Origin of the sequence: Roseofilum capinflatum BLCC-M114, assembly GCF_030068505.1 — a bacterium.
GTDB classification, from domain to species: domain Bacteria; phylum Cyanobacteriota; class Cyanobacteriia; order Cyanobacteriales; family Desertifilaceae; genus Roseofilum; species Roseofilum capinflatum.
The window spans coordinates 116584-141493 of record NZ_JAQOSO010000079.1; the positions used below are offsets into that span (position 1 = coordinate 116584).

General features: G+C 47.3%; 16 protein-coding genes. 8 read left to right on the forward strand and 8 right to left on the reverse strand.

The genetic code is table 11. The features are described from left to right. Positions 1-394: 394 nt before the first annotated feature. The gene (locus PMG25_RS14090) at positions 395-2710 is read left to right on the forward strand and encodes a CHASE2 domain-containing serine/threonine-protein kinase (RefSeq protein WP_283767534.1); all 2316 of its coding nucleotides are present in this window, start codon (positions 395-397) and stop codon (positions 2708-2710) included. Here the strand turns inward: PMG25_RS14090 and uvrC are convergent. Together uvrC and trmB are read right to left on the reverse strand one after the other, a co-directional pair. Next, positions 2704-4572 (reverse strand): excinuclease ABC subunit UvrC, encoded by a 1869-nt coding sequence (gene uvrC / locus PMG25_RS14095; RefSeq protein ID WP_283767535.1) that lies wholly within the window; start codon positions 4570-4572, stop codon positions 2704-2706. The two genes, PMG25_RS14090 and uvrC, sit on opposite strands and share 7 nt — an antisense overlap. Positions 4573-4637: 65 nt before the next feature. Continuing rightward, on the reverse strand, positions 4638-5267 hold the full coding sequence (gene trmB / locus PMG25_RS14100) for a tRNA (guanosine(46)-N7)-methyltransferase TrmB (RefSeq protein WP_347178832.1): 630 nt from the start codon (positions 5265-5267) through the stop codon (positions 4638-4640). Between the two features lie 32 nt (positions 5268-5299). Here trmB and PMG25_RS14105 point away from each other — a divergent pair, with 32 nt between their 5' ends. The 3 genes from PMG25_RS14105 (at position 5300) to PMG25_RS14115 (ending at position 8439) form a co-directional block, all read left to right on the forward strand. Beyond that, positions 5300-6130: a carbohydrate ABC transporter permease gene (locus tag PMG25_RS14105; protein ID WP_283767536.1), complete on the forward strand. Its 831-nt coding sequence runs from the start codon at positions 5300-5302 to the stop codon at positions 6128-6130. A gap of 141 nt (positions 6131-6271) precedes the next feature. Continuing rightward, on the forward strand, positions 6272-7099 hold the full coding sequence (locus PMG25_RS14110; RefSeq protein WP_283767537.1) for a segregation/condensation protein A: 828 nt from the start codon (positions 6272-6274) through the stop codon (positions 7097-7099). Between the two features lie 173 nt (positions 7100-7272). Beyond that, complete coding sequence (locus tag PMG25_RS14115) at positions 7273-8439, forward strand: nucleotidyltransferase family protein (RefSeq protein WP_283767538.1); 1167 nt, start codon at positions 7273-7275, stop codon at positions 8437-8439. 418 nt (positions 8440-8857) lie between these two features. Here PMG25_RS14115 and PMG25_RS14120 read toward each other — a convergent pair whose 3' ends face one another. Then, positions 8858-13897 (reverse strand): DUF7948 domain-containing protein, encoded by a 5040-nt coding sequence (locus tag PMG25_RS14120; RefSeq protein ID WP_283767539.1) that lies wholly within the window; start codon positions 13895-13897, stop codon positions 8858-8860. A gap of 724 nt (positions 13898-14621) precedes the next feature. On the opposite strand from PMG25_RS14120, the gene pckA reads away from it, so the two are divergent. Together pckA and gap are read left to right on the forward strand one after the other, a co-directional pair. Next, complete coding sequence (pckA, locus tag PMG25_RS14125) at positions 14622-16271, forward strand: phosphoenolpyruvate carboxykinase (ATP) (RefSeq protein ID WP_283767540.1); 1650 nt, start codon at positions 14622-14624, stop codon at positions 16269-16271. A 201-nt stretch (positions 16272-16472) separates the two neighbouring features. Next, positions 16473-17492: a type I glyceraldehyde-3-phosphate dehydrogenase gene (gene gap / locus PMG25_RS14130; protein ID WP_283752946.1), complete on the forward strand. Its 1020-nt coding sequence runs from the start codon at positions 16473-16475 to the stop codon at positions 17490-17492. Between the two features lie 198 nt (positions 17493-17690). On the opposite strand, the gene PMG25_RS14135 is transcribed toward gap, so the two are convergent. Beyond that, on the reverse strand, positions 17691-18044 hold the full coding sequence (locus PMG25_RS14135; RefSeq protein WP_283752945.1) for a helix-turn-helix domain-containing protein: 354 nt from the start codon (positions 18042-18044) through the stop codon (positions 17691-17693). After that, positions 18041-18400 carry a type II toxin-antitoxin system RelE/ParE family toxin gene (locus tag PMG25_RS14140; protein WP_283767541.1) on the reverse strand — a complete coding sequence of 120 codons (360 nt, stop codon included), beginning with the start codon at positions 18398-18400 and terminating at the stop codon, positions 18041-18043. Before PMG25_RS14140 ends, PMG25_RS14135 begins: the two co-directional genes overlap by 4 nt. 150 nt (positions 18401-18550) lie before the next feature. Here PMG25_RS14140 and PMG25_RS14145 point away from each other — a divergent pair, with 150 nt between their 5' ends. After that, positions 18551-19603 carry a D-alanine--D-alanine ligase family protein gene (locus PMG25_RS14145; RefSeq protein WP_283767542.1) on the forward strand — a complete coding sequence of 351 codons (1053 nt, stop codon included), beginning with the start codon at positions 18551-18553 and terminating at the stop codon, positions 19601-19603. Position 19604: 1 nt separating this feature from the next. Here the strand turns inward: PMG25_RS14145 and PMG25_RS14150 are convergent, their stop codons facing one another. Continuing rightward, positions 19605-20999 carry an IctB family putative bicarbonate transporter gene (locus tag PMG25_RS14150; RefSeq protein WP_430540966.1) on the reverse strand — a complete coding sequence of 465 codons (1395 nt, stop codon included), beginning with the start codon at positions 20997-20999 and terminating at the stop codon, positions 19605-19607. Between the two features lie 314 nt (positions 21000-21313). On the opposite strand from PMG25_RS14150, the gene PMG25_RS14155 reads away from it, so the two are divergent. Continuing rightward, positions 21314-22288, forward strand: a complete 975-nt coding sequence (locus PMG25_RS14155) for an L-histidine N(alpha)-methyltransferase (protein ID WP_283767544.1) — start codon at positions 21314-21316, stop codon at positions 22286-22288. A 211-nt stretch (positions 22289-22499) separates the two neighbouring features. Here PMG25_RS14155 and PMG25_RS14160 read toward each other — a convergent pair whose 3' ends face one another. Continuing rightward, positions 22500-23087 carry a 3-isopropylmalate dehydratase small subunit gene (locus PMG25_RS14160; RefSeq protein ID WP_283767545.1) on the reverse strand — a complete coding sequence of 196 codons (588 nt, stop codon included), beginning with the start codon at positions 23085-23087 and terminating at the stop codon, positions 22500-22502. 167 nt (positions 23088-23254) lie between these two features. After that, positions 23255-24880: a calcium-binding protein gene (locus PMG25_RS14165; RefSeq protein WP_283767546.1), complete on the reverse strand. Its 1626-nt coding sequence runs from the start codon at positions 24878-24880 to the stop codon at positions 23255-23257. Between the last annotated feature and the right edge of the window lie 30 nt (positions 24881-24910).

Sequence of the window (24910 nt, forward strand, 5' to 3'; positions counted from 1 at the left end):
AACGGAATCTAGCTTGATGTTCTCTTTTCCAAAAATCTTGGGTCTAAAGCCCCGTCTTAGAAGGACGGCTTTTTATGTTATCCTATTTTGCGTCGGGTTATCCCACGCAAATGGTTGTACTAGAGTTTAAAGCCAAAGGAAATATAGCTCAATAGGGAACGGGAAGAACACGCTAAGAGACGAGTGCGTTGCGTAATTCAATCTTCTGTGATTGAAGAATCCCGTCCCCTTTAGGCAGGGGAGTGTCACAAGAGTTGAACTGAGGACAGGCTACTGCGATCGGATTCCAGGGTCTGTGTCAGGATAAGTGGGTGCTAAAATTGACGTTAAAATTTAAGGGGCAACGCCAGCTACAGTAATCCGATAGGCAAGTATGGGAAAAATTGAACCGGGAATGAAAACTAGCCTCCCTTTGTGGCAAAGATGCCGTTCACTGGTGTGCGAGCAGATTTGGCCCAAACTCTGCCAATGGTGGAAGAATCCCCAGGATTCATGGATGGATTGGGTGAGTGTGGGAAATTTGGTGGTGATTGTGACGTTGACGACAGTGTTAGTGGTGGCGTTGAGGGAATTGGGTTGGACTGAATCACTGGAATTGTTAATCTATGATCAATTAACTCAATGGAGGGCGATCGCCGAAACGGACGATCGAATTTTGATTGTTGGGGTTACAGAAGAGGATATTCAGGCCCAGCAGAGGTATCCCTTATCGGATGAAACCATTTATCAGCTTTTGCAGAAACTTGAGGCCCATGAGCCGAGAATCATTGGTTTAGATATTTATCGAGATATTCCCCAAAATCCCGGCCGCGAGGAATTGATGGCCTATTTACAAGGGGAAGATAATCGTACCGTAACGGTCTGTCAACTCAGTAAAGGAGAGGATGATATTGGGGTTCCTCCTCCTCCTGGAGTTCCCAATGCGTATCTGGGGTTTGCGGATGTGGTGATTGATGAGGATGGGGTAATTCGGCGCAGTTTGTTATGGGGTAGACCGTTCCCGTCTTCTAAATGTCAGGTGACACAAGCCTTTTCCCTGCAACTGACACGCCATTATCTCAAGTATGAAAATATTGAAGCGAAACCCTCTCAAGGGACTTTGATGTTAGGGTCAGTGCCTTTAGAACGCCTGGAACCGAATACGGGAGGCTATCAGGGGGTTGATGCTGAAGGTTATCAAATTTTATTGAAATACCATTCTCCCGATCGCGTGGCTCGTAAAGTGACGCTGACGGATGTTTTGCAAGATCGGGTCGATCCCAGTTGGATACGCGATCGCATGATTCTGATTGGGGTGACAGCTCCCAGTTTGAATGATTTTTTTTATACTCCCTATAGTCGAGGACAAGAAAGCAATCATCAAATGGCAGGGGTAGAAATTCATGCTCAAATGATTAGCCAACTCCTGAGTGCTGCTTTAGAGGGCCAACCCCTGATGAGTACCTGGTCAGATCGGGGGGAAATCCTCTGGATTCTAGGGTGGGCCGCAGTGGGGGCAGTGTTAAGTTGGAAAGTTGCTCATCCTTTGGGTTTATCGGGAACTTTGGCGATCGCGGTTTTGGGTTTAGCCGGAAGTAGCTGGGGGTTCTTTCAAGCTGCCGTTTGGGTTCCCCTATTTTCTCCTGTGTTGGGATTGTTCATCAGTAGTAGTGGGGTGTTGGCTTATCGGTCTTATCAAACTGAAAAAGTTCAACAAGAAATGGCTGAACGGGTGAAACAACAAGAGCAAGATTTGAAGCTTTTACAAACGTTTTTAGAGGAACAGACTCAAGCACAAGATGCGACTCAATTGGAAGCTTCAGAAAATACTCAGACCTGGACAGAGACGGAGATCGATGAGGAAGAGTGTACCCAAATAGCTCCTGAAGATCCAGAAGAATGGACTCAGCCCATGAGTCTTTTAGGAGGGCGTTATCATATTACCAAGGTATTAGGTGCGGGAGGATTTGGCCAAACCTATTTAGCCCAAGATATTCAGCGCCCCCGACATCCGATTTGTGTCATTAAGCATTTACGACCGATTCAGACGGATGGGAATTTTTTTCAGGTTGCTCAACGGTTGTTTAAGACGGAGGCGGAAATTTTAGAGATTTTAGGAGAACACGATCGAATTCCCCAATTGTTTGCCTATTTTGAAGAGTATCAAGAGTTTTATTTAGTGGAAGAGTACATTGAGGGCAGTTCTTTAAGTGAAGAAGTTGGAGAGGATCGGCGCTTAGAAGTGGATCGAGTGCTTGAGTTAATGTTGGATATTTTGCAGGTGTTGACCTTTGTTCATCAATATCAGGTGATTCATCGAGATATTAAACCTAGTAATATTATTCGTCGTCAGAGCGATCGCCGCCTTTGCTTGATTGATTTTGGCGCAGTGAAGCAGTTTTCTCCCCAGTTAGATGAAGAGACGGAACGGTTTACGGTGGCGATCGGGACGAAAGGTTATGCTGCTCCAGAACAATTGATGGGGCAACCAAGACTCTGTAGTGATATTTACTCTGTGGGCATGATTGCGATCCATGCTTTAACGGGGATTACCCCCCAGAAGTTGCGCCAAGATTGGAGCAGTGGGAGCGCTGTTTGGCATCATTTGGTTGAGGATACGGTGAGTGTGGAGCTGATGGATATTTTAGATAAGATGGTGGCCTATCATTTCCGCGATCGCTATCCCTCTGCTGTTGAGGCGATCGAGGCTTTGAAAAGAATTCATCAATGAAAATAATCATAAATGTTTTGGGCGAGATGGGGGCCGATTCCGGGGACTTGTTGCAGTTGTTTGGGGGTGGCTTGGGCGATCGCATCTAAAGACGGAAAATGCTTGTATAATTGCTTTTGTCGCTCATAGCCTAATCCCGGAATTCCATCGAGACGGGAGGTGAGGAGGCGATCGCCCCGTTGCTGACGATGGAAGCTGACGGCAAACCGGTGGGACTCATCCCGAACCCGGCGCAGTAACTGCACTCCCGGTTGATCGGGATCGGTGGAAAGGGGTTCAGAATCGCCCGGTTGAAAGATTTCTTCCTCCTGTTTGGCTAAACTAATCACCCGCAAGTCTGGTAACAGTTCTAACTCCGAGAGAACTGCAACCACCGCCGATAACTGACCTTTTCCCCCATCAATCAGTAGTAAATCAGGAAAATCTGGGTTTCCTCGACGGGGGAGTTGGGGATTTTCCAGAAAACGGCGAAATCGACGGCCGATCACTTCTGCAAGGGAGGCAAAATCGTCGGAATGACCGGGTTGGACGGTGGGATTTTTGATTTTATAATGGCGATAATATTGCTTTGCGGGCATCCCATTTATAAACACCACCTGAGACCCCACCGCGTTCGATCCTTGCAGATGGGAGATGTCGTAACCCTCGATCCGTCGGGGAATTTCGGGTAAGCTGAGAATCTGGGCTAAATCCTTGAGGCTTTGTTGGGTGCGATCGCCCAATTTCTGCATCCGATTCAGCTCCGCTTGGGCATTGCGATAAACTAAATCAATTAGTTCTGCCTTACTTTGCCGTTGCGGAACCTGAAGCGATACTTTTTTCTGCTTAGAATTCCTGATATATTCTAGCAGAAATTCCCCATCTTGTAAAGGATATTGCACCAAAATTTCCGCCGGAATTTCTAGAGGATCGGCGCTTTGGTAATGTTCCTCTAAAACCCGTTGCAAAATCGCCCCTGGTTCCCCCACTTCGGCAAAGAACCCCAAACGACCCACCAATTTACCGCTACGAATCTGGAACAACTGAATACAGCAGCGTTCTGCGTCTTCTGCAAGGGCGATCGCATCCCGTGAGATGCGATCGTCAGACAAATCCACCTTCTGACTCGCATTCAGCGCTTGCAACCCTTGAATTTGATCCCGAAATTGAGCCGCTAATTCAAAATTCAGAGCTGCCGACGCTTCCTGCATTTTCTCCCTCAATTCCTCCACCAACTCCGCCGTTCTCCCTTGAAAAATCATGGCAATTTTCTGCATCATTTGCCGATACTCATCCACCTCCACCAACTGTTGACAAACTCCCGGACAGCGCCCAATATCATAATTGAGACAAGTTCGGTCTTTATAGAGAGGTTTCGGTCGTTGACGTTGAGGAAAAATTCGCTTAATTAAATCCAAAGTTTGCCGCAATTGGCCCCCATCCACATAGGGGCCATAATATTTATCTTTCCGGTTTCTCCGTTGCCGCTTTCGGGTAATAAAAATATGAGGATAGTCATCTGACCAAGTAATACAAATATAAGGATACTTCTTATCATCCTTAAGCAGCACATTAAACCGGGGTTGATGGCGTTTAATTAGAGTAGATTCTAAAGCCAGCGCTTCCGCCTCAGTATCCGTAATAATCCATTCAATATCGTTCACCTTTCGCACCATCAAGGCAATACGCGCATTATGGCTGGTGAAATCCCGAAAATAGGAGCGCACACGAGTTCTGAGTTGTTTGGATTTACCAATATATAAAATAGAGTTACCCCGATCTTTCATCAAGTAAACCCCCGGTGATTTGGGAATTTCTTGGAGATACTGCTGTAGGCGCTCTGGATTTTCACAGAGAAATTCTGAGTTGTTCTTGTTGGTCATAATAAACTTAGAAAAAACTGCGATCCAGAAACCCGGTTTCTTGAAGAAACCGGGTTTCTTATCCCTCACAACCGCTCAAACAGAACCCGATAAACTGGTTCACCTTTGGCATAAGTCGCAATTTCTCGCTCCGTTTGCACCGGTAAAGGATTCTCTTCTAACCAATCATGGGAACGGGTAAAACCAGGGTGCTGATCGAATAACTCTCGCATCTGTAGCGCCACCTCTTCCACATCCGATTGCAGAAAAATTTGCCCCCCAGATATAATAAACTGAGCTAAAATATCCACCAACTCATCCTGAACCACTCGCCGTTTTTGATGTCTGTTTTTGAACCAAGGATCGGGGAACTGGATACTAACGTAGTGTAGAATATTTTCCGGTAGAGAACCGAGGATATTTTTCAGGGAAATATTCACATTACAAAAGAGATAATGGAGATTCGTTAAATTCTGGCGATCGCGCCATTCATTTGCCTCTATTACCAGAGGCTCCCGAATTTCCAACCCTAGGAAATTCCAGTCTAGTTGCTGTTGAGCAATTGTCCATAAAAACCTACCCCGTCCACAACCAATATCTAAATGAAGAGGCTGCTGTAACTGGGGATAAATGTCTGACCAATTGGGGAGAGTGACCGCCCCTTGAAATTTCCGGCTTAATGGATTAACATGCTGACGCACACGCACTCGTCCCAAAGGATAACCCCCTTTTTTCTTTCCTAACTCCTATGCATAAGACCCGATTTTGGCCCACTTTAGGAACCTATAGCTTATTAATCATCATAGCATTTATGATGCTCTTACCGCTACTCTGGTTGGCCAGCACTTCCCTAAAATCACCCGGTGAAAATATCTTTCAATTTCCGCCGCAATTAATTCCAGAACAGCCAACCCTGAGTAACTTTATTGAGGTTTGGCAAACCAACCCCTTTGACCGCTACTTATTCAATAGCTTCTGGATTTCTGCCCTCACTGTCGGACTCAATTTACTCTTTTGTTCCCTGGCGGCTTATCCGTTGGCGCGGCTTGATTTTCAGGGACGACAGATTATTTTCAACCTAATTGTAGCCACCATTTTGATCCCGTTTCAAATTGTGATGATTCCCCTCTATATTTTAATGGTGCAATTGGGACTTAGAAATACTTATTTAGGGGTAATGTTGCCCTCCCTGGCTTCTGCTTTTGGGATTTTCCTGTTACGGCAAGCCTTTCAAGGTGTGCCGAAAGAATTGGAAGAAGCAGCGCGTATGGATGGCTGTTCAGAATGGGAAATTTGGTGGTGTGTGATGTTGCCATCTGTCCGTCCGGCTTTGGTGACTCTGGCGATTTTTGTGTTTATTGGATCGTGGAGCGACTTTTTATGGCCGTTGATTATTTTAGACCAACCGGAAATGTTTACGCTTCCTTTAGGGGTGCAACGGTTGGCAGGGACATTTTCTTTAGATTGGCGTTTAATTGCGGCAGGATCGATGATTTCAATTTTGCCCATTTTAGTGCTGTTTATGTTTGTGCAACGCTATATTATGTCTACGGATGCAGGCAGTGGTTTGAAAGGTTAGAATTATAGCACTTCGCCCTGGTAATGAGTGATGAGTAAGAATTGAAACTTTTCTATCTTTACGATCGCCTTACCCCTGAAGTAAGCTGGCCTCTTGGATATAGTAGAACAGAAGTCTCGCGCGATCTGGAGTTAATGCTTGATGGATTCGTCTTCTGCGTCCTTACCTCCCCTAGAATTGAGTCAATCCCAACCGTGGCAATCCTCTCCTTCTCCCCAAGATCTAGGGATCTCCTTATTAATCGAAATGGCCCAACGGGGAGAAATCGATCCGTGGGATGTGCAAGTGATTGATGTGATCGATCGCGTCTTAGAACAACTCAACTCCCGTGCTGCAACCGATCCTCAAGATCAGAGTGTTAATCGGGCGGACTTATCGGAATCGGGTCAAGTCTTTCTCTACGCCTCCATGCTCGTCCTCTTAAAAGCTGAAAGTCTAGAAGAAGATAGCAATGAGCTTTCCCCGGAAGAGTTCGCAGACGAATTGGACGATTATGAAGACCAGCCCGATGGATCTCGTCCTCGCATCCCTTTTCGCTTAGAAAACCAACTGCGTCGCCGGGCCATTGCGCGACCGGTCAAACAGCGACGAGTCACGCTGCAAGAGCTGATCGATCAACTGCAAACCATGAGCCAAACCCTGGCAGACCGCTCCGGGAAGTCGCCTCGTCGTCGCCCCCTGTCCCGGGCCCAAACGGCCAAAGCCATCCGCCAATTGGCCCATGAAGAAAATTTATCGGAAGTGGCAGAAAAATTAGAGAAGTTTCTCGGTCAATATGGGGCCACTGAGGAGGAGCAACCGGAATGGCTCGAACTCGAACAACTGTTGGTTTCCCATCCCCAATGCGATCGCGTGGGCACATTCTGGGGCCTGCTCTTGCTCTCAGCCCAATCGAAAGTCGAACTCAAACAAGAAGAATTCTATCAAGACCTAAAAATCCGCGTCCTGGGCGAACTGAGTCCGGCTTAAGGATTTTTTGCCCAAAAATCGACAGAAAGAAAGGTTAAGGAGTAAAATCACTGATAACCTATAGATATATGGATCAGGTTGTTATAGCGTTCTAAGACCTAATTAGTTCAGTCTGATTCGGCCATTAGAACACCCGTAGTAATCAAAAACCTGTGGTTGAGGAATAGATAATTATGAAAGCCATGATTCTGGCGGCTGGTAAGGGAACTCGTGTCCGGCCCATCACCTACACCATTCCCAAACCGATGATTCCCATCCTACAAAAACCGGTAATGGAGTTTCTCCTAGAACTGTTGCGCCAGCATGGGTTTGACCAGGTGATGGTCAATGTGAGCCACCTGGCCAATGAAATCGAAAGCTATTTTCGGGACGGACAACGGTTTGGGGTACAAATTGGTTATTCTTTTGAAGGAAGAATTGAACCGGATGGAACCCTAGTGGGAGATGCATTAGGATCGGCGGGGGGAATGCGCCGCATTCAAGATTATAATCCGTTTTTTGATGATACCTTTGTGGTCTTGTGTGGGGATGCCCTGATTGATTTGGATTTAACCCAGGCGATTAAGTGGCATAAGGAAAAAGGGGCGATCGCCACAGTAATTATGAAATCTGTCCCCAAAGAAGAAGTGTCGAGTTATGGGGTGATCGTTACTGATGAGGACGGACGGGTGAAGTCCTTCCAAGAAAAGCCCTCCGTTGAAGAAGCCATTAGTACCGATATTAATACCGGGATTTATATCTTTGAGCCAGAGGTGCTGAAGTATATTCCCTCTGGCCAAGAATATGATATTGGGGGCGATCTGTTTCCCAAATTAGTGGAAATGGGAGCGCCTTTTTATGGCATTTCCATGGATTTCCAATGGGTAGATATTGGTAAAGTGCCGGACTATTGGCGAGCTGTGCGCGGAGTGCTGCTCGGAGAGATTAAGAATGTGTCTATTCCCGGACAGGAAGTAGCTCCTGGCATTTATACGGGATTGAATGTAGCGATTGATTGGGATAAAGTTGATATTACTGGCCCCGTTTATATTGGCGGTATGACCAAAATCGAAGATGGGGCGAAAATTGTCGGCCCGGCCATGATTGGCCCTAGTTGTCATATTTGTAGCGGGGCAACGGTGAAAAATAGTGTGATTTTCGAGTATTCGCGCCTCGGCCCCGATGTGCGTTTGGTGGATAAACTGGTCTTTGGACGCTATTGTGTGGATAAAACGGGCGCATCCATTGACGTGCGATCGGCTGCATTGGATTGGTTGATTACCGATACCCGCGCCGTGCCTGTTCCCTTCCCTCCAGAGGAGCAACAGGCGATCGCCGAATTGTTAGAATCCGACTCTTAACCCATACCTGATTACTCATTACTCATTACTCAATGTACGGGCAAGGTGGGCAGGATCTGTTGGTCGAATTTGAATGATTGTCGCTCCCTCCTCCTGCCCACCCTACTGCCGTGACACAGCTAAAATAGTGCATTAGCGTAGTAAGAGTGTAGGTTGGGTTGAGGAACGAAACCCAACACCCGTCTGACGAAAGTTGGGTTTCACTTCGTTCAACCCAACCTACAGTTTTAAGCTTGCCAAGCCACTACTGCTAAAATAGTGCATTAGCGTAGGGTGGGTTAGGCGGCTAAAACCTAGACTCTGACAGCAATCTCTTAATCCGCCGTAACCCACCATTTTAGGGTTGTCACGGCACTACGATGATTGCTGTGGGGGAATGGGAGATGGGAAAATACCCATTACCCATTACCCATTACCTCTATAAGGAAACTGGAATAAAGCGACCATTTAAGGCGGCTGGAGTTGTACGTTCTACAACACCCAGATATAAGCCATTAAACAGAATGGCGGTATCCGAGCCGGTTTGCAGGAGTTGCAGATTGCCTTGTGTTACCCCGTCCGTTAAGCCAATTAGGTCAAATCCGTTACCGAAGTCGCGAATCCGATCCGCTTGGAATACGGTGCTAACTGCGCCACTGGTGGGTAAAACAAACACATCATTACCAAGTCCACCACTCAGGTTATCTGTGCCTGTACCTCCCTCCAGGTAATCGTTTCCGAAGTCGCCGTTCAGGTTATCGTTACCGCTACTGCCGCGTAGGGTGTCATTATCTTGACCGCCGTAGAGGAAGTCATTACCCGCCGCACCAAAGAGGGAATCGTTACCCTGGTTACCATTGATGAAATCATTAGCCGGGCTACCCACAACCGTATCATTGCCTTGCAGGGCAGAAATACTGCGGAGATTGAACGCGCCCATATCGATAAAATCGTTACCGGGGGTTGCCCGTCCCGTGCCCAGGGAGGGGCTAGGACTCGGACTCGGAGCCGGTGCGGGGGCAGGAGGAGGGGCGGGAGCCGGAGACGGAGGTCTGAACCCTGGGAAGGTGGGGAAACTGGGGAAGGCTGGGAAGCTGGGGAAACCGGGAGACGGTGAAGGAGCCGGGGTTGGGGAGGGGGTGAGGCCGGGGCGACTGGTATCGTTATCGAGGACGGTGACAGTTACCGGGTCGAGGGTTAAATTGCCATAGTCGGTATCCCCGGATTCGACAGAGAAGTTAATCGTACTGCTGTGGGTTCCTTCTACAATGCGGTCATCAAAGCCGGTAATCGTAACGGTTTGCACCTCATTGTAATTCGTGGAGTTAAACGTCAGCACGGTGGGAGTCACCAAGCTTTGTACATCCGGTTGCACCGTAATCACCACATCGGAGCTGGGGCTACTTTGCAGAGAAACCGAATATTCAATCGATGCCCCATCTTCACTCACGGTGGTTTCGCCGGTGGTGGGGACAAAGTTCAGGCCGATGCTGTCGATATCTTCATTAATCACCGCCACATTCTGCACGGGCACATTATTAAACCGTTCATCGGTGCTAGTGGTGGGGGTACTGAGAATGGTATAGGGTTGGTTGCCATCGACTACCCCATCGGGAACCCCTTGAATGGTGATGGTTTGGCGAACATTAAAGTTTTGGGCATTGAAGACCAACGAAGCATCCGCCGCAAAGTTTTGGCCATCGGTGGAAATTAAGCCTTCTTCTGGGTTGGAGGTACTAAAGTCAATCTGGACATCGGCTAGGGGGGCTTCACTACTCGACAGCACCACGTCAAATGTTTGGGTTGTGCCATCTTCGGAGGTTCGCAGACCGGTAACCGGGGTGACATTTACCCCAAAGGTGTCAATATCCAGGTTGAGGACATTAAATTCATTTTCTTCTAATTCGAGGCCGCTATAGTTGGGGTCGGCGCTTTGGGCTGGGGCAACGGTGACCACATAGGGCTGGTTGCCGTCGATGATGTCATCGGGAACCCCAAGGATGTCTACTACTTGCAGTTGGGTTGCGTTTTCGGGGGTGAACGTGAGACTAGCGGGGACGGCGTTTCCTTCGGTGGGGTCGCTGATGGTAATGGGGATGACCACATCACTGGTGGGAATACTCCCCAACCGGGCGGAGATTTGGAAGCCAGTGCGGTCTTCACTGGTGATTAACTCGCCACTGGGAACATTAACAAAGATATCCGGTTGGTCGTTATCGAGGATAGTGGCCGTGAGGCTACTGCGCTGATTTTCCTGTTGGGTGAGGGGGGTATCGTTGACCAGGATGGCGTTGGTGTTGTTAAACTGTCCATCTTGGCTAGTGACCGCCAGTTGCAGTTGTCCCGTGTGGTTGCCTTCTTGTACCAAGTCATCCACCGCGCCTACGGTGACAGTTTGGGGCGTATTCCAGAGGGTACGGGGGTCAGTGGGACTGAAGGTGAGGGTGAAGGGCGCGTTCTCTAAGGCGTTGCCATTTGCACCGGCAGTCAGTTGGGAATCTGGGGAAGACACCACTTGTACTGTGGTGTTAGGAGCCGGTTGTTGGGCCAGGCGGATGGTGTAGGTGTTGGTGTCGCCATTTTCGGAGACTACTAATCCTCTTGTGCCGTCGGGTTGTTCGTTTTCGTCTACGAATACCCTGGTGTCGTTGTCGGTGACGTTGGCCGTCACTGGAGGAACAAAAATCTGGTTATAGCTGGGGTCAGCGCTAAAGGTTTGGAAATTGATGGTACTCTGGTGCGCTCCTTCTACATCCCCATCGTTAACGGCAATCACTTGTACTCTTTGGGGACGATTCCAGTTTTGTTGGGTGAACGTGACGGTATTAGGCGCAATGGTGGATTCGTTATCGGGACTGAGAACGATGGTAACGGGGGCCGTGGGTTCTGTGGTCAGTTCTAAAGCGATAAAGTCGGTTACTCCCCCTTCGGTGATGTCTAACGTGCCGCCAAAGGGGGTGACAATTACGCCTTCAAAGGAGAACTTAGCAACAAAAGCATCAGGTTCATTTCTTTCGACTACTGCTGCCCCAATTGGTGTTAACGAACCTGGAATGGTATTGGAGAAAAAAGGAACAGTTCTAGCAGGACTAGGATCTTCTACACCATAACCAAATGTAGGGGGTTCAAAGGTTCCAGGTGGCGGTAATTCAGGGTCACGATTATCATTTAAGTTACTAGAAATCGTTTGACCCGTTGTGTAGGCAGCGCCAAACTGATCGACTGCTACGCCATAGCCATAATCATCGCCATCCCCACCATAAAAAGAGGAGTAAATCAGGTTTGTACCATCGCGATTGAGTTTGGTTAAGAACGCATCTGTTCGACCACCAGCAAAATTAGGTTGTTCTGCATTCCTAGTAGGGAAAGTTGTGCTGGAGGCTGAATTGGTTGTACCTACCACATAAGCCTGTCCTGCTTGGTCTAAACCAATGGTGGAGGCTGTTAGGGGTAAGAAGGCCACCCCTTCATTACCCGCACCGCCTAAAAATGTAGAATAGGCTAAGGATTGACCATTGGGAGCAAACTTAGTGACAAAGGCATCAAAGGCTCCCCCTTGATACTCGGATTGGAACGTAGGTTCGGCAAAATTGCGAATTTGTCCCGATGCTAAATTCCGACCCGTGGGGAAGTCAGCCGAGGGCGTAATCCCGGTCACATAAGCTGCTCCGGTAGAGTCTACCGCAATACCCCCAGCTACATCACCACCACCCCCACCGAGGTAGGAGAAATACAGTTGTTGGCTGGCATCGGTGTTAATTTTGGAGACAAACACATCACTAGAGCCAACCAAGTTCCGTTGATAGGTTCCAGAAGTGGCTAAACCAGAGGATTGGGTGGTTCCGGAAATATAGGCATTGCCTGTACTATCAACGTCAATACCAATTCCTTCTTCAAATCCAGGGCCACCTATATAGGTAAAGTACAGTAACTGGTTTCCAGTGGCGTTCACCTTGGCAACAAAGGCATCACTGCCATTGGTGGGGTCGGTATTTTGTTGGAATACTCCAGCCGTTCCTAAGCCGGTTGATGTGGTTTGTCCGGTAATATAGGCTGAACCATTACTATCTATCTCGATACCTGAACCCCGATCATAACCCGTACCACCCAGGTAAGAGGCATAGTCAATCTGGGTTCCGGTAGGATTGAGTTTAAGAACAAAAGCATCCTGGGAACCCCCTGCAAAAGGTTGGAAGGGTGTAGTCGTGCGCCCTTCTTGTACCGGGAAGTCTGGAGATTCAGTTTCCCCAACAATATAGGCATTTCCTGCCCGGTCTACAGCAATATCATTGGCACGGTCTTTATCAACACCCCCGATATAGGTTGAGTAGACTAAGCTACCATCATTATTGATTTTAGAAATAAAAGCTTCTCGAACATCATTACCCGCAGTTGGATCAGGTAAGGGACGAGTAAAAGGTTCTACTGTATCTTCTGGAGGTTTTTTCGGGAAGTTAACGGAGAAGGTTTCTCCGGTAACATAGGCAGCTCCAAACTGGTCTACAGTAATGGCATAACCCGCATCTTCTGCGGGTACAGGTGCAGTTACATTTGTTGCACCTGCTCTATAGGTTCCCTGCTCAAACGTAATCGTCGAGATTTCTGTGTTAGTAATCGTAATGGGCGGACTTGGAGGTTGCCCTGGTACAGTCTGCCCTGGAATAACTTGGGTTGTCGTTAGAGTTTGTAGAGTAAATGTGACGAAGGGTTGAATATCTTCTACAATTACCGAACTTCCCCCCAAGTAGTTGGAGTATTCCAGAACGGGGTCGAGGACTAATTCATGATTGGGGTCATAGCTGCCGACTTCAAACCCAATTTGATTCCCCTCTAAAATCTTGTAGGCAACATCTACATCAACTTGCTGACCGTTAATAATCTGATAAGCGATGGGGGTTTTCTCGGTTAGCTCTCCTGTGTCGGTAATCAGAGCTAAGGAACCATCTTCGCGAATTTCAATATCGTTGATGTTCTCGTAGGCAATCTTAATCGTGTCAACGCTTGCACCGGGAGCCACGTAGATATCCCGTTTAACTTGGCCGCTTTGCCCGGAGTATTTAACGTCAATGCCATCATAGACTTCTTCGTACCATACGCCCTCGAACGTGGCGATATTGGTGCGCCATTTAGAGGGGTCATTACCAATGAAGAAGTTGGCAATACCGGGGAGTTGCTCCCATCCTCTGACTTCGGCACTGGGGTTAGAACCAACAAAGTTCGCCCGAATGACATCATCACCATTGGCAACAACGATTTCTTCTTGAGTAAAGAAAACTTCCCCCACATCTCCATCTCGGACGTGGAAGGATACGGAGTCATCGACCTGTCCATTATTTTGAATGAAGCTCAGGGGCCGTTGGCCGGTGAACTGTGGCCTAGCTTCGGGAGAAACGGCTGTGTTGAGCGCTTCTGATGCTAGGAGTACGTCGTCTTGTGCTGTTTGTGCGGTGTTTGATGGCAGTTGACTGTTAATTCCCATGTTGTCCTCACCCCATACCTTTTGTACAGAACCAACTATAGCAAAGCTTACCCATTGTTTTGACCTCTGTTGTCAATCCCGTGAGTGTGTTTCCATCATAGCCTGTGGGGTGGGGGGAATGGGGAGATGGGGGGATGGGGGGATGGGGAATGGGGAATGGGGATAAGTTATTATTGCTCATTTTGGATTTTAAGTTTTAAGTTTTAAGTTGTTCAAATGGACAGGAAACGGTAGATAATAAAATATTGATGGGTTAAAGGAATCGGGTGTTATTGAGTTTGATTAAGTAAGTTTGAGTTGTTTTTTGCCCCGATCTTGATTTTAGTTTTTCTTAAGGTTTGGGGTTACCAATAGCCTGGAGTGACTTAAGAGTGTTCAGTCTGGGAATTATGGGTTACCGTCCTTTCCGTAAGGGAATTCAGGTAAAAAAATTTTGTTTTCGACCTTTGAGGGTGCTGTAGTGTAGGTTACAGAATATCAAAATAGTGAATTCGGCGATGATTTTTGTTAGGTTTTTATGACCTAAAAGGGAGTTTTCTTAGTATTAATTCAAGAAACTATAGAAAGGGCAAAATTGCGACATTATTTTTATCAAAGACTGATGTAGCATTCTTGTGAATTAACGGTAAAGTGTAAGTCAAATCTTCTAAATCGAAGGAATCAAGGAAAGATTCACAAAGATTTACAAAGAACTAACGTTACATGAATCTAAGGAGATTAGATTATGGTTCAAACCCCTACTAAACCGATCGCCAATCCGTCAGTCAATACCGAAGCGCCCCACCTATGCCCTCCCTACTACGGACTAGAGGAACTCGGTTTTCTAAATCTGCAAAAGGTCTATCGTAACCTAGCGGTTCCCAAACTATTGGAACATGCCCTAGCCCGAAAAGAAGGGGTTTTGGCCTCAAATGGTGCATTCTGTGTAGAAACCGGGAAGTATACGGGGCGATCGCCCAACGACCGCTTCATTGTCGATGAACCCTTTATCCATGATGAAGTTCACTGGAACAAAGTCAACGTCGGTTTATCCCCCGAAAAATTCGACATGCTCCATAGACGGGTTCTTGCTTACATCCAAGGCAAAGACCTCTATATCTTTGATGGCTATATTGGTGCAGATCCCAACTATCGGATGAGCGTGCGGATCATCAACGAACTCGCCTATCAAAATATGTTCGTGCATCAGATGTTCATTCGCCCCACGGCTGAAGAACTTGCCAGCCATCACGCAGACTTCACGATCATTGCCGTTCCCGGTTTGAAAGGCGATCCGGGTATTGACGGCATCAACAGCGAAGCCTTCATCGTTGTTAGCTTCTCTAAAAAACTGATCCTCGTGGGCGGTTCCTTCTACGCAGGCGAAATGAAAAAATCAGCCTTCTCCTTCATGAACTACTGCATGACCAAGCGCGATGTGCTACCCATGCACTGTAGTGCCAACATGGACGACCAAGGCAATACCGCCCTCTTCTTTGGTCTCTCCGGAACCGGAAAAACCACCCTTTCTGCCGACACCAGCCGTCGCCTAATCGGAGATGATGAACATGGATGGTCTTCTGATGGCATCTTCAACTTTGAAGGTGGATGCTATGCCAAAACCATTCGCCTGTCGCGAGAAAAAGAACCGGAAATTTGGGACGCTATCCGCTATGGCTCACTCCTAGAAAACGTCATCCTAGACGAAGAAACCCGCACTCCCGACTATGACGATGGCAGCTTAACCCAAAATACCCGTGGTGCTTACCCCATCAACTATATTCCCAACTGTGTGATTCCGGGTATTGGCGGCCATCCTACGGCCGTCATCTTTTTGACTGCGGATGCCTTTGGAGTCCTGCCCCCCATTTCCAAACTGACGACTGAGCAAGCTATTTATCATTTTCTGTCTGGCTATACTAGCAAACTGGCAGGAACAGAACGGGGTGTGACGGAACCTGAAGCCACGTTCTCCGCTTGTTTCGGTAAGCCATTCCTACCTCTGTCAGCTACGGTTTATGGGGAAATGCTGGCCAAACGCCTTGAAGAACATAAGGACACCACCTCAGTTTATTTAATCAATACCGGATGGACAGGCGGCCCCTATGGTGTCGGTCAACGCTTTGATATTCAAGATACCCGCTATATGGTTTGGGCGGCTTTGAGGGGCGATCTCGATAAGGTTAATTTCAATCCGCACCCCATCTTTAAGGTATTGGTTCCGGAAAGCGTTCCCAATGTCGATCCGAAGATTCTGAACCCGAAAAATACCTGGAGCGATCCAGAAGCTTACGATCGCCAAGCGAAAATCTTAGCCGAGAAGTTCATCGAGAACTTCAAACGCTTCAAAACTGCTACACCCGAAATTATCAACGCTGGGCCAAAGCTTGATTAGGAATAGGGAATAGGGGATAGGGAATAGGGAATAGGGAATAGGGTTTCCCCATCTCCCCATCCCCCTATCTCGCCATCTCGCCCACTCCCTATTCCCCAAATGCTTAAAATATTCTTGCCATAGCAAGGGTTCACCAGAGGAAGTGCCAAAGTAGATCGGGGAAAGTAATTTCCCTATTGCGATTACAGGAGTCATGTCAATATGACAGTAAAAGTTGGTATTAATGGATTTGGTCGTATTGGGCGGCTAGTGTTTCGGGTAGCCGTTGCCCATCCAGAGATTGAAGTTTGCGGCATTAATGACCTCGTTCCTCCAGAAAGTATTGCCTACTTACTCAAATATGATTCTACCCACGGCCCGTTTAAGGGAACAGTAGAAGCCAAAGAAGGGGCGATCGTGGTTAATGGTAAAGATATCCCCTGTTACTCGGTGAGAAACCCAGCCGAACTGCCCTGGGGTAAGACTGGGGTGCAGTTCGTGGTTGAATCCACCGGTTTATTTACCGATTATGAAAAAGCCTCTGCCCACCTGCAAGCAGGCGCTAAACGGGTGGTGATTTCTGCACCGACGAAGGAAAAAGACCCGGATAAAGTGCCTACCCTGTTAATGGGAGTCAATCATAACAGCTACGACCCCGCCAAACATACGGTCGTGTCTAATGCCAGTTGCACGACCAACTGTTTGGCCCCGGTTGCTAAAGTGATTAATGATAACTTTGGTTTGGTAGAGGGTCTCATGACCACCGTTCACGCCATGACCGCCACCCAACCCACGGTTGACGGCCCCAGCCGTAAAGATTTACGCGGCGGGCGCAGTGCCACCCAAAATATTATCCCCGCATCCACCGGAGCCGCAAAAGCCGTAACTCTGGTGTTACCGGAACTCAAAGGCAAGCTCACCGGGATGGCGTTCCGCGTGCCAACTCCCGATGTATCGGTGGTCGATTTAACCTTCAAGACCGAAAAAGCTACTAGCTACGCCGAAATCTGCGAAGCGATGAAGAAAGCGGCAGAAGGAGAAATGAAGGGCGTGTTGAGATACACAGACGATCCAGTGGTTTCCACGGACTTCACTTCCGATCCCCATTCGAGTATTTTTGATGCCGGTGCAGGCATCGAATTAAACTCTAACTTCTTCAAGATTGTCTCTTGGTATGACAATGAATGGGGGTATTCTAACCGGATGGTAGATTTGATCTTAGCCATGGCAGCTAAGGAATAATCAACCTTCTCCTTCTCTTTTCCTATTAATGCTGTATGGTATAGGGTGAGCGTGTCTCACCCTATTTTTTAGGGCTATGGGCTGGTAATGATTCAAACAGCTATTTTCTCAGGATTTATTGGATAGTGGTAAAGTACCATCAATCGATTAATGGCAGGCTTAAAGAGAAATGGTATAAGGCAACCCCATCTCAAATTTTCATTTCTCTCCTAAATCTACAGCGTTAGGATACAAAAAAGTCTCAACTTCAGAAAAATGTGCGGGATCTTTTTCTGGAAAATTAATGACGATATCTACAGAACCCCCCAGAGCGGAAATAATGGCTAGAAGCTTATTGAATGTAATGTTTTCTTGTCCCTCCACTGGTGAAAGGTCAAGTGGCTCTATATTGAACCTTTCTGCGAGTTCATCTGGTGATATTCCCGCCATTTCTCCCACAGTTTCAAGTATTCTTAGCTCCTCCTTTATTTTCTGAGCGCCCGCAGCAATTCTTTGCTGAGACTCAGGAGAAAAGGTGCTTCTTATTTCTTTATAAGTTTTATATTTTCTCATACTAATTCGCCTTCTTCTGTCTCTTCTAGATATTCTCGAAATCGTCGATCGGCTATGGGAATATTTATCTGATACCATCGTTTTTTTCCTGCTTTGTTACCCCCAAGGAGAAGAACGGCTTGGCGCTTGGGATCGAAAGCAAAAATGATTCGATAAGGTTCTCCAGCATGTTGAACTCTTAGTTCTTTCATATTCGGAAATTCAGAGCCTTTAAGTGTATCAACATAGGGTCTTCCCAATTGTGCCCCTTTTTCCTCAAGAACATCGATCGCTGTAGCAATTGAATCTTGTACAGCTTGTTCCTGTTCAAAGAACCATTTTTCAAACTCTGCATGAAGTATGATTTCCCATAACATAGTATGAAATAGGCTTGCTATATACGATCGTGTCAATATTGTATCCGATCGCGAAACAACAGTATTGAGAAAGAGAAAATCCCTAAATTTTTTAATTTTTAATTGATATAATAAACTCTTTGCTGTTGACATGAAGAGGAAGCTAGGGTTATGAGCCAGAAACGGATAGGACTATTGTTTGGGGGATGTTCGGGGGAGCATGAAGTTTCCATTGTTTCGGCAAAGGCGATCGCCGCAGCGCTGCAAACCGGAGAAAACGGCGATCGCTACCAAGTCCTTCCTTTCTATATCCGTAAAGATGGTTACTGGTATGAACCCGAAACCGCCGCCCAAGTCCTGGACTCTGGTACACCCTTATCCACAGATAGCCCATCGGGGCGCAGTTTGTGGCAGTTTCCCGATCGAGTGAGTGAGATTGATGTCTGGTTTCCGATTCTACACGGCCCTAACGGTGAAGATGGCTCGATTCAAGGCTTGCTGCAACTGATGCAAGTGCCCTATGTGGGTTCGGGAATTGTCGGATCGGCGGTGGGTATGGATAAAATTGCCATGAAAATGGCCTTTGCCCAAGCGGGTTTAGCCCAAGTTAAGTATAAGGCGGTGACTCGCGCTCAAGTGTGGTCTAATCCTTGTATTTTTCCCAAACTCTGCGATGAGATAGAAGCAGAAATGGGTTATCCCTGTTTTGTCAAACCCGCGAATTTAGGATCGTCGGTGGGTATTGCTAAAGTGCGATCGCGTCAAGAATTGGAAGCTGCCCTAGATAACGCCGCTAGTTATGACCGTAGAATTATCATTGAAGCGGGAGTCACTGCCAGAGAGGTTGAATGTGCCGTACTCGGCAACGACTATCCCAAAGCCTCTGTTGTCGGCGAAATCACGTTTGAGAGCGATTTCTACGACTACGAAACCAAATATACAGCCGGAAAAGCAGATCTATTCATTCCGGCTAATTTACCCGCACAGGTGAGCGATCGCATCCGAGACATGGCCATTCAAGCCTTCCAAGCTGTCGATGCCTCCGGATTATCTAGAGTAGACTTTTTCTATATAGAGTCTACTGGAGAGGTGCTAATCAACGAAATCAACACCCTACCCGGCTTTACCTCTACCAGCATGTACCCCCAACTTTGGGCGAACACGGGAGTTCCTTTCCCAGAACTGGTGCATCAGTTGATTGAATTGGCTCTAGAAAGACATTGAGTTAATTAACGGCTCCTGTGGGTTGAGCCGGTTTCTGGTAATAACTAGAGATAATAGCCACGGCAAACCACCAAAGGGTATTAACCTGGGGGCGATACCAAACCGTATCTACTGCGCCATGGGCCATCATACCGATCGCGATCGCCAAGGCTCCCATTAACCACCAGCCTTCAGGTGAAGCCATGTCCCGCAGACGTTGCAGTTGTTTCCATCCCTGGTAAAAGGTGACGGCTAAAAACCACAGGAACACACTTAAACCAATTAAACCGGTTTCTACAGCCGTTTCTAGTAACACAGAATAGGCACTGAGGGCTGAATATTTGGGAGTCATAAACAGGGGATAGATTTTATTAAACGCGCTATTCCCTGGGCCTATCCCAATGATGGGATAGGCTTCAATCATCCGCAGAGCGCCCATCCAAACGTTAATACGGAAATTATTGCTGCTATCAGAGCGGCCGGCAAAAATACTAGAGACGCGATCGCGGACGGGAGGCACAAACAACACGGCGATCGCAAACAACGCCACTAAAATCCCGAAGGTCAAAGGAAGGGCAAACCGTTGCCAAAAGGGAGATAACTTCGCACTCCACCAATACACCGCCAATAGACCAAAGGCCGTTAAAGCAACCACAAACCCGATCCATCCCCCCCGGCTATAGGTCAACACTAAGCAGGCAGAATTAATCGTGAACGTCAAGATCGCCAACATTTTGGGAAAAAAGCCCTTCCAGCTCCAAACCGCCGCCAAGCCCCAAATGACCGCCGCTAAGAGATAGCCAGCCAATAGATTGGGATTGCCCAGATAGCTATAGACGCGGGTCACTTCAGCCGAGGCCGACTCTGGATCGACCCAAGTGGCCAGCGATCGCGCCCCAAAAAAGTATTGACGAATGCCATAAACCGCTACAGGCAAACTGATCAATAGATAGAGCGTAATTAAACTAGAGCGAATCCGTTGATTGCGGGTTAAGCGAGCGGTAAAGGCAAAAAACAGTAAATATAGACCCAGTTTAATCAATCCACTCAGGGCTGCCATTTTCACGGGCGAAAGGGCCGTAGCCACGAGGGACACTACCGCAAACAGGAACACCATCCCATGAATGGGAGTGGCTAGGGGTTGGCGCTCCTCCTGGGGATCGTCGGAGAGGGTGAGTAAAATCCAGAACCCTCCACAGGCCGCTAACAGGACACCAATTAACGTCGTGGACACAAAGGGACTAAACCCTAGAACCAAGGCCACCAGAGTTGCGCCGATCCAGTCGGCCGACTGCATGATGGCACTACCAGAGCGCCAGCTTCTCAGCGATCCGACGATCCGATGGAGTAGCGATCCTTGCAGCCAAGGATCGAGGGCAAAATTGGATAAAAGCAGAGTTTCCCACACAGTGATAATTAGAGAATAGGTAATAGATAATAGGTAATAACAAGAGCCAGTAGGGTGAGCAAGAGAAGGTTTGATATCAGTGAACTTCTACAAGGTTTGTGTGCCCACCCTACGACGATCGGCAATTATAACAGTTAATCGGACTTGAGATGAGAGAGCGATCGCCCAGCTATGTTGAGCCATAAGACTCCAACCTTGCCAGTTGGTGGCCCCCAATAGAGGGGTTCTGAATTCACTTCCTAAAGAAAAAACAAAGAATACTGGCAAAAAATTATGGTATGTTTATATATGGGAAAAAAAATTGTCGATCAACATAAGAAATCATGACCAGCAAAACTGGAGATAAAAAAGTCATTAATAAGCTTGAGCAAGATGCAATAGAATTCTTTCTTGGTAAAGTTAGTGGCAATTTATGGCCTTATTTATACGGCGATCCTCAAGATGCTAACGATCCAGTTCGAGGTGGGATCTTGTACAATGAAGTGTTAGCTAGTGAAAAAGATTATTACCTTTATAAGTATGAGGCTCAACTCTTCCAAAGCAAAGGTCATCTTCTAACTAAAAAAATTGGTGCTAACGCAACTTTTATTGAATTAGTCCCTGGAAGTGAGCAAAGTATACGTCTAAAAACCTTGCCCTTGCTTCGCTCTTGTCATAAATTAAAAGGATATTTAGGAATTGATATTTCTCCCGAATTTGTGGATAAAGTTGTTGAAGTGATTCGTGCTGAACTGCCAAATATTTCGGTTGAGGGAATGGAGCAAGACTTCACTCAACTAGAGAATATACCAGAATATGAAAAACCGGTTGTTTTGTTCAAAGGCAGTACCATTGCAAATCTGAGAAGAGATGAAGTTCCCGTTTTTATTGCTCAGATTAAGAAATTAATTGGGAAACCCCACTATTTGCTGCTAGTTCATGACGCTAACCAAGATGAAGAATCTTTGATGAAGGCCTATGATACTCCAAAAGTAGCAACTTTCATCGAGAATCTTATGTTTCGTATTAACCGGGATGCCGGTACGGTGGGGATGAAACCCGGAGCATTTCGTTATCAACCAGAATGGGAACGGGAGACCCACGATCTCAAGCATGTTTTAATAGCAACTGAATCTCAAAACATTGAAGTTCCAGGACAAATGATAGGGATTGAGAAAGGGCAGAAATTTCATACTTTTAGTTCTTTTAAATATCCTCCTGAAGTGTTTAAATCGATGATCGATTCTGTCGGCTATGAGTCGATTGATTTTATTTTAGGGGATCGCAGTCGAATGGCTGCCCACCTTTTTCAAGGTTAGAGTTTGTGTGAAAATGTTTTATAGCTATCTCTATATTATGTCTGTTTCAGCCGTTGAAAACGGCTGAAACATTGGGGATGTTTTCCCTTGAAAAGCCTGAAAAATGGTTTTCCAATTACCCATGACCCATTACCCTTCTGCCGCGCGTTTCGGACTTCGTCCGACATGAGCATGTCCGTGACAGCCCAAAGCCCTGTAATGGTCTTTTGGCTCAAAACTGAAGATAGGGCAATTGGGCGGCTGTGGCGCGAATCGAGTCTACTCCTTGTAGGAGTTGGCCGCAACTGTCCCATGTGCCTGTGGTAAACATTTGTTGGGCCCCAGCGCTCAGGTGAATGGGGCTGGTGTTGCCGTCCCAGGTTAAAGTCAGGGTATTGAGATCTAGGGTAAGGGTCATAGAGGGAGTTTTGGCGATCGCCCTTTGCAGGGTTTCGATGGTCTCGCTCGCAGCCGTCACACAGGGCAGTCCAATCGCCACCCCATTACCAAAGAAAATTTCGGCAAAACTTAGCCCAATGATAGCTTTTATCCCCCAACGGGCGATCGCTTGGGGAGCATGTTCGCGACTGGAACCACAGCCAAAGTTTCCATTCACCACTAAGATTTGCCCGTCTTGATACTGGGGGCGATCGAAGGGATGTTCTCCCTGCATTTGGGCCCGGTCATCCTCAAAGACCACCTCTCCTAACCCATCGAAGGTGACACAGCGAAGAAAACGGGCTGGAATAATGCGATCGGTGTCGATATCATCGCCAATTAACGGAATTCCAGGCCCAGAAATTTGTTGAATTTGACTCATAGTGAGGCTCTAACGGGTACTGTGTTGACAGCGCTTTTCTCTGGACTAACCCCTATCACGAGTGGGGGCAATTTTTAAATTACCCCCTGGGGGTTAATGACCGTCAAAAACGCTATTTTTCTCTGTTCAGTTATTGTACGTCATCACCGCCAAGCGAGCTGATTTAACTATGGAATGGGAGGAGAAAAGACTTCCGCACCCACTTGCATTTGAGCCGCAGACATAGAGATAAAGTTGCCACTGCTTAAGCCGCCCGTGTAATCCACCAAAACCCCTAAACTTTGTCCAGTGGCTGCAATGCGAATTAAGGTATCGTTAGCAGAACTTCCGGCTAAATTGAGACTGATGTCAAACTCCAAACTAGAGAAGGTTAAACCATCGGTCAGACCAATTAAATCGTCTGTACCATTCCAATCAAGAATTTGATCGATTAAACCGGGATTATCCGTGGCTTCATCGGTGCGGAAAACAAAGGTATCTGCATCTGCGCCACCGGTGAGTAAATCAGTACCTAGATCGCCAATGAGCAGGTCTTGTCCTGCTCCACCATTGAGCAGATCGTTGCCTTGTCCACCGCGCAGGACATCATTACCTACGCCTCCGGAGAGTTGGTCGTTACCGAGGTCTCCGCGCAGGAGGTCATCGCCCTCTTCACCCGCGATAAAATCATCATTTTGTCCTCCTAACAGGCGATCGCCACCGCCCCCTCCCCGTAAGTTATCATTCCCTTCATTCCCTAAAATCACCTCACTTAAGGAAGACCCAGAAACCTGGTCATTCCCATTTAACGCCCACACTCCGCCTGCATAATTGACTAAGGAGTTTGTCCCTTCTGTAGCACTCAGCACAATTACATCATCAATATCCGTAGCAATCAGACGGGGAATAGGAAATCCTGAGTCAGGAGTGAGAGTCGGATCGCTAGGCGTTGGAGTCGGCGTGGGCGTTGGACTCGGAGGGGCTACAGGGTCACTTGGAGGCGCAACTGGATCGCTTGGAGGTTGTCCTGGAGCTGGATTCGTCGGATTGGGATCTGTGGGGTCTGTAGGGTCTGTGGGATCTGTGGGATCTGTGGGATCTGTGGGGTCTGTGGGGTCTGTGGGATCATTGGATGCTGTCCCCACTTCTATAGCAGCAGAACCCAAAGAAAAGGTTGAACTCGCCCGACCCGTTAGGTCTCCAAAATATATGAAATTGGAGGTGTCATAAGGATTAAACGGTAAGGGAGTAGTGGCTTGATTAAAGTTATAGTTGCGAAGAGATCCCGTTAAAATTTCGGTTCCGTCGGCTGAAAGGGTATAGTTATTCCCCTCGACTGCCAGGATATAGTTCGTCGCATTAGTCGTATCAAAATCAACAGATTCAGTGGCCGAATTAAAATCTGTAGCAGGAGCGGAAATCTTGTTCGTTTCAAAATCGAGTTCAATCTCGCTTTGACCCCCATTACTGACAGCTAGGACACTAAACCCGAACCGAGTGGGATCGGGGCTATTTTCTGAATTAATGCCCAGATTAAACGACAAAGTATAGCCATCGGTTGGATCGAGGTTGGGAAAATTGGTATTAACGGGAGCGAGTTGAAACGGTTGTAGGCTGGTTGCCTGGTAATTCGTGTAACCCACAAAGCCAGTCTCTCCATTTCCGGTAAAATCTGTATTGAGAGTAACTCGATTATTGCCTAGGGTTTCAGTGGCCGCAGTAGCTAGGGGCGGTGGCTGAACTTGTTGTAAGCTCAGTTGTCCTTGGTCAGCCGGCCGAGTCCCTAGAGTTCCGTCAAAAAGCGTGGTTACCAAAGTTCTATCCTCACTAAAATATCGATGGCT

What these genes read in the sequence shown, in the direction of transcription:
- PMG25_RS14090 (WP_283767534.1), top strand. Translation starts at nt 395, where the DNA reads ATGAAAACTAGCCTCCCTTTGTGGCAAAGATGCCGTTCACTGGTGTGC.
- uvrC (WP_283767535.1), bottom strand. Translation starts at nt 4,572, where the DNA reads ATGACCAACAAGAACAACTCAGAATTTCTCTGTGAAAATCCAGAGCGC.
- PMG25_RS14105 (WP_283767536.1), top strand. Translation starts at nt 5,300, where the DNA reads ATGCATAAGACCCGATTTTGGCCCACTTTAGGAACCTATAGCTTATTA.
- PMG25_RS14110 (WP_283767537.1), top strand. Translation starts at nt 6,272, where the DNA reads ATGGATTCGTCTTCTGCGTCCTTACCTCCCCTAGAATTGAGTCAATCC.
- PMG25_RS14115 (WP_283767538.1), top strand. Translation starts at nt 7,273, where the DNA reads ATGAAAGCCATGATTCTGGCGGCTGGTAAGGGAACTCGTGTCCGGCCC.
- PMG25_RS14120 (WP_283767539.1), bottom strand. Translation starts at nt 13,897, where the DNA reads ATGGGAATTAACAGTCAACTGCCATCAAACACCGCACAAACAGCACAA.
- pckA (WP_283767540.1), top strand. Translation starts at nt 14,622, where the DNA reads ATGGTTCAAACCCCTACTAAACCGATCGCCAATCCGTCAGTCAATACC.
- gap (WP_283752946.1), top strand. Translation starts at nt 16,473, where the DNA reads ATGACAGTAAAAGTTGGTATTAATGGATTTGGTCGTATTGGGCGGCTA.
- PMG25_RS14135 (WP_283752945.1), bottom strand. Translation starts at nt 18,044, where the DNA reads ATGAGAAAATATAAAACTTATAAAGAAATAAGAAGCACCTTTTCTCCT.
- PMG25_RS14140 (WP_283767541.1), bottom strand. Translation starts at nt 18,400, where the DNA reads ATGTTATGGGAAATCATACTTCATGCAGAGTTTGAAAAATGGTTCTTT.
- PMG25_RS14145 (WP_283767542.1), top strand. Translation starts at nt 18,551, where the DNA reads ATGAGCCAGAAACGGATAGGACTATTGTTTGGGGGATGTTCGGGGGAG.
- PMG25_RS14155 (WP_283767544.1), top strand. Translation starts at nt 21,314, where the DNA reads ATGACCAGCAAAACTGGAGATAAAAAAGTCATTAATAAGCTTGAGCAA.
- PMG25_RS14160 (WP_283767545.1), bottom strand. Translation starts at nt 23,087, where the DNA reads ATGAGTCAAATTCAACAAATTTCTGGGCCTGGAATTCCGTTAATTGGC.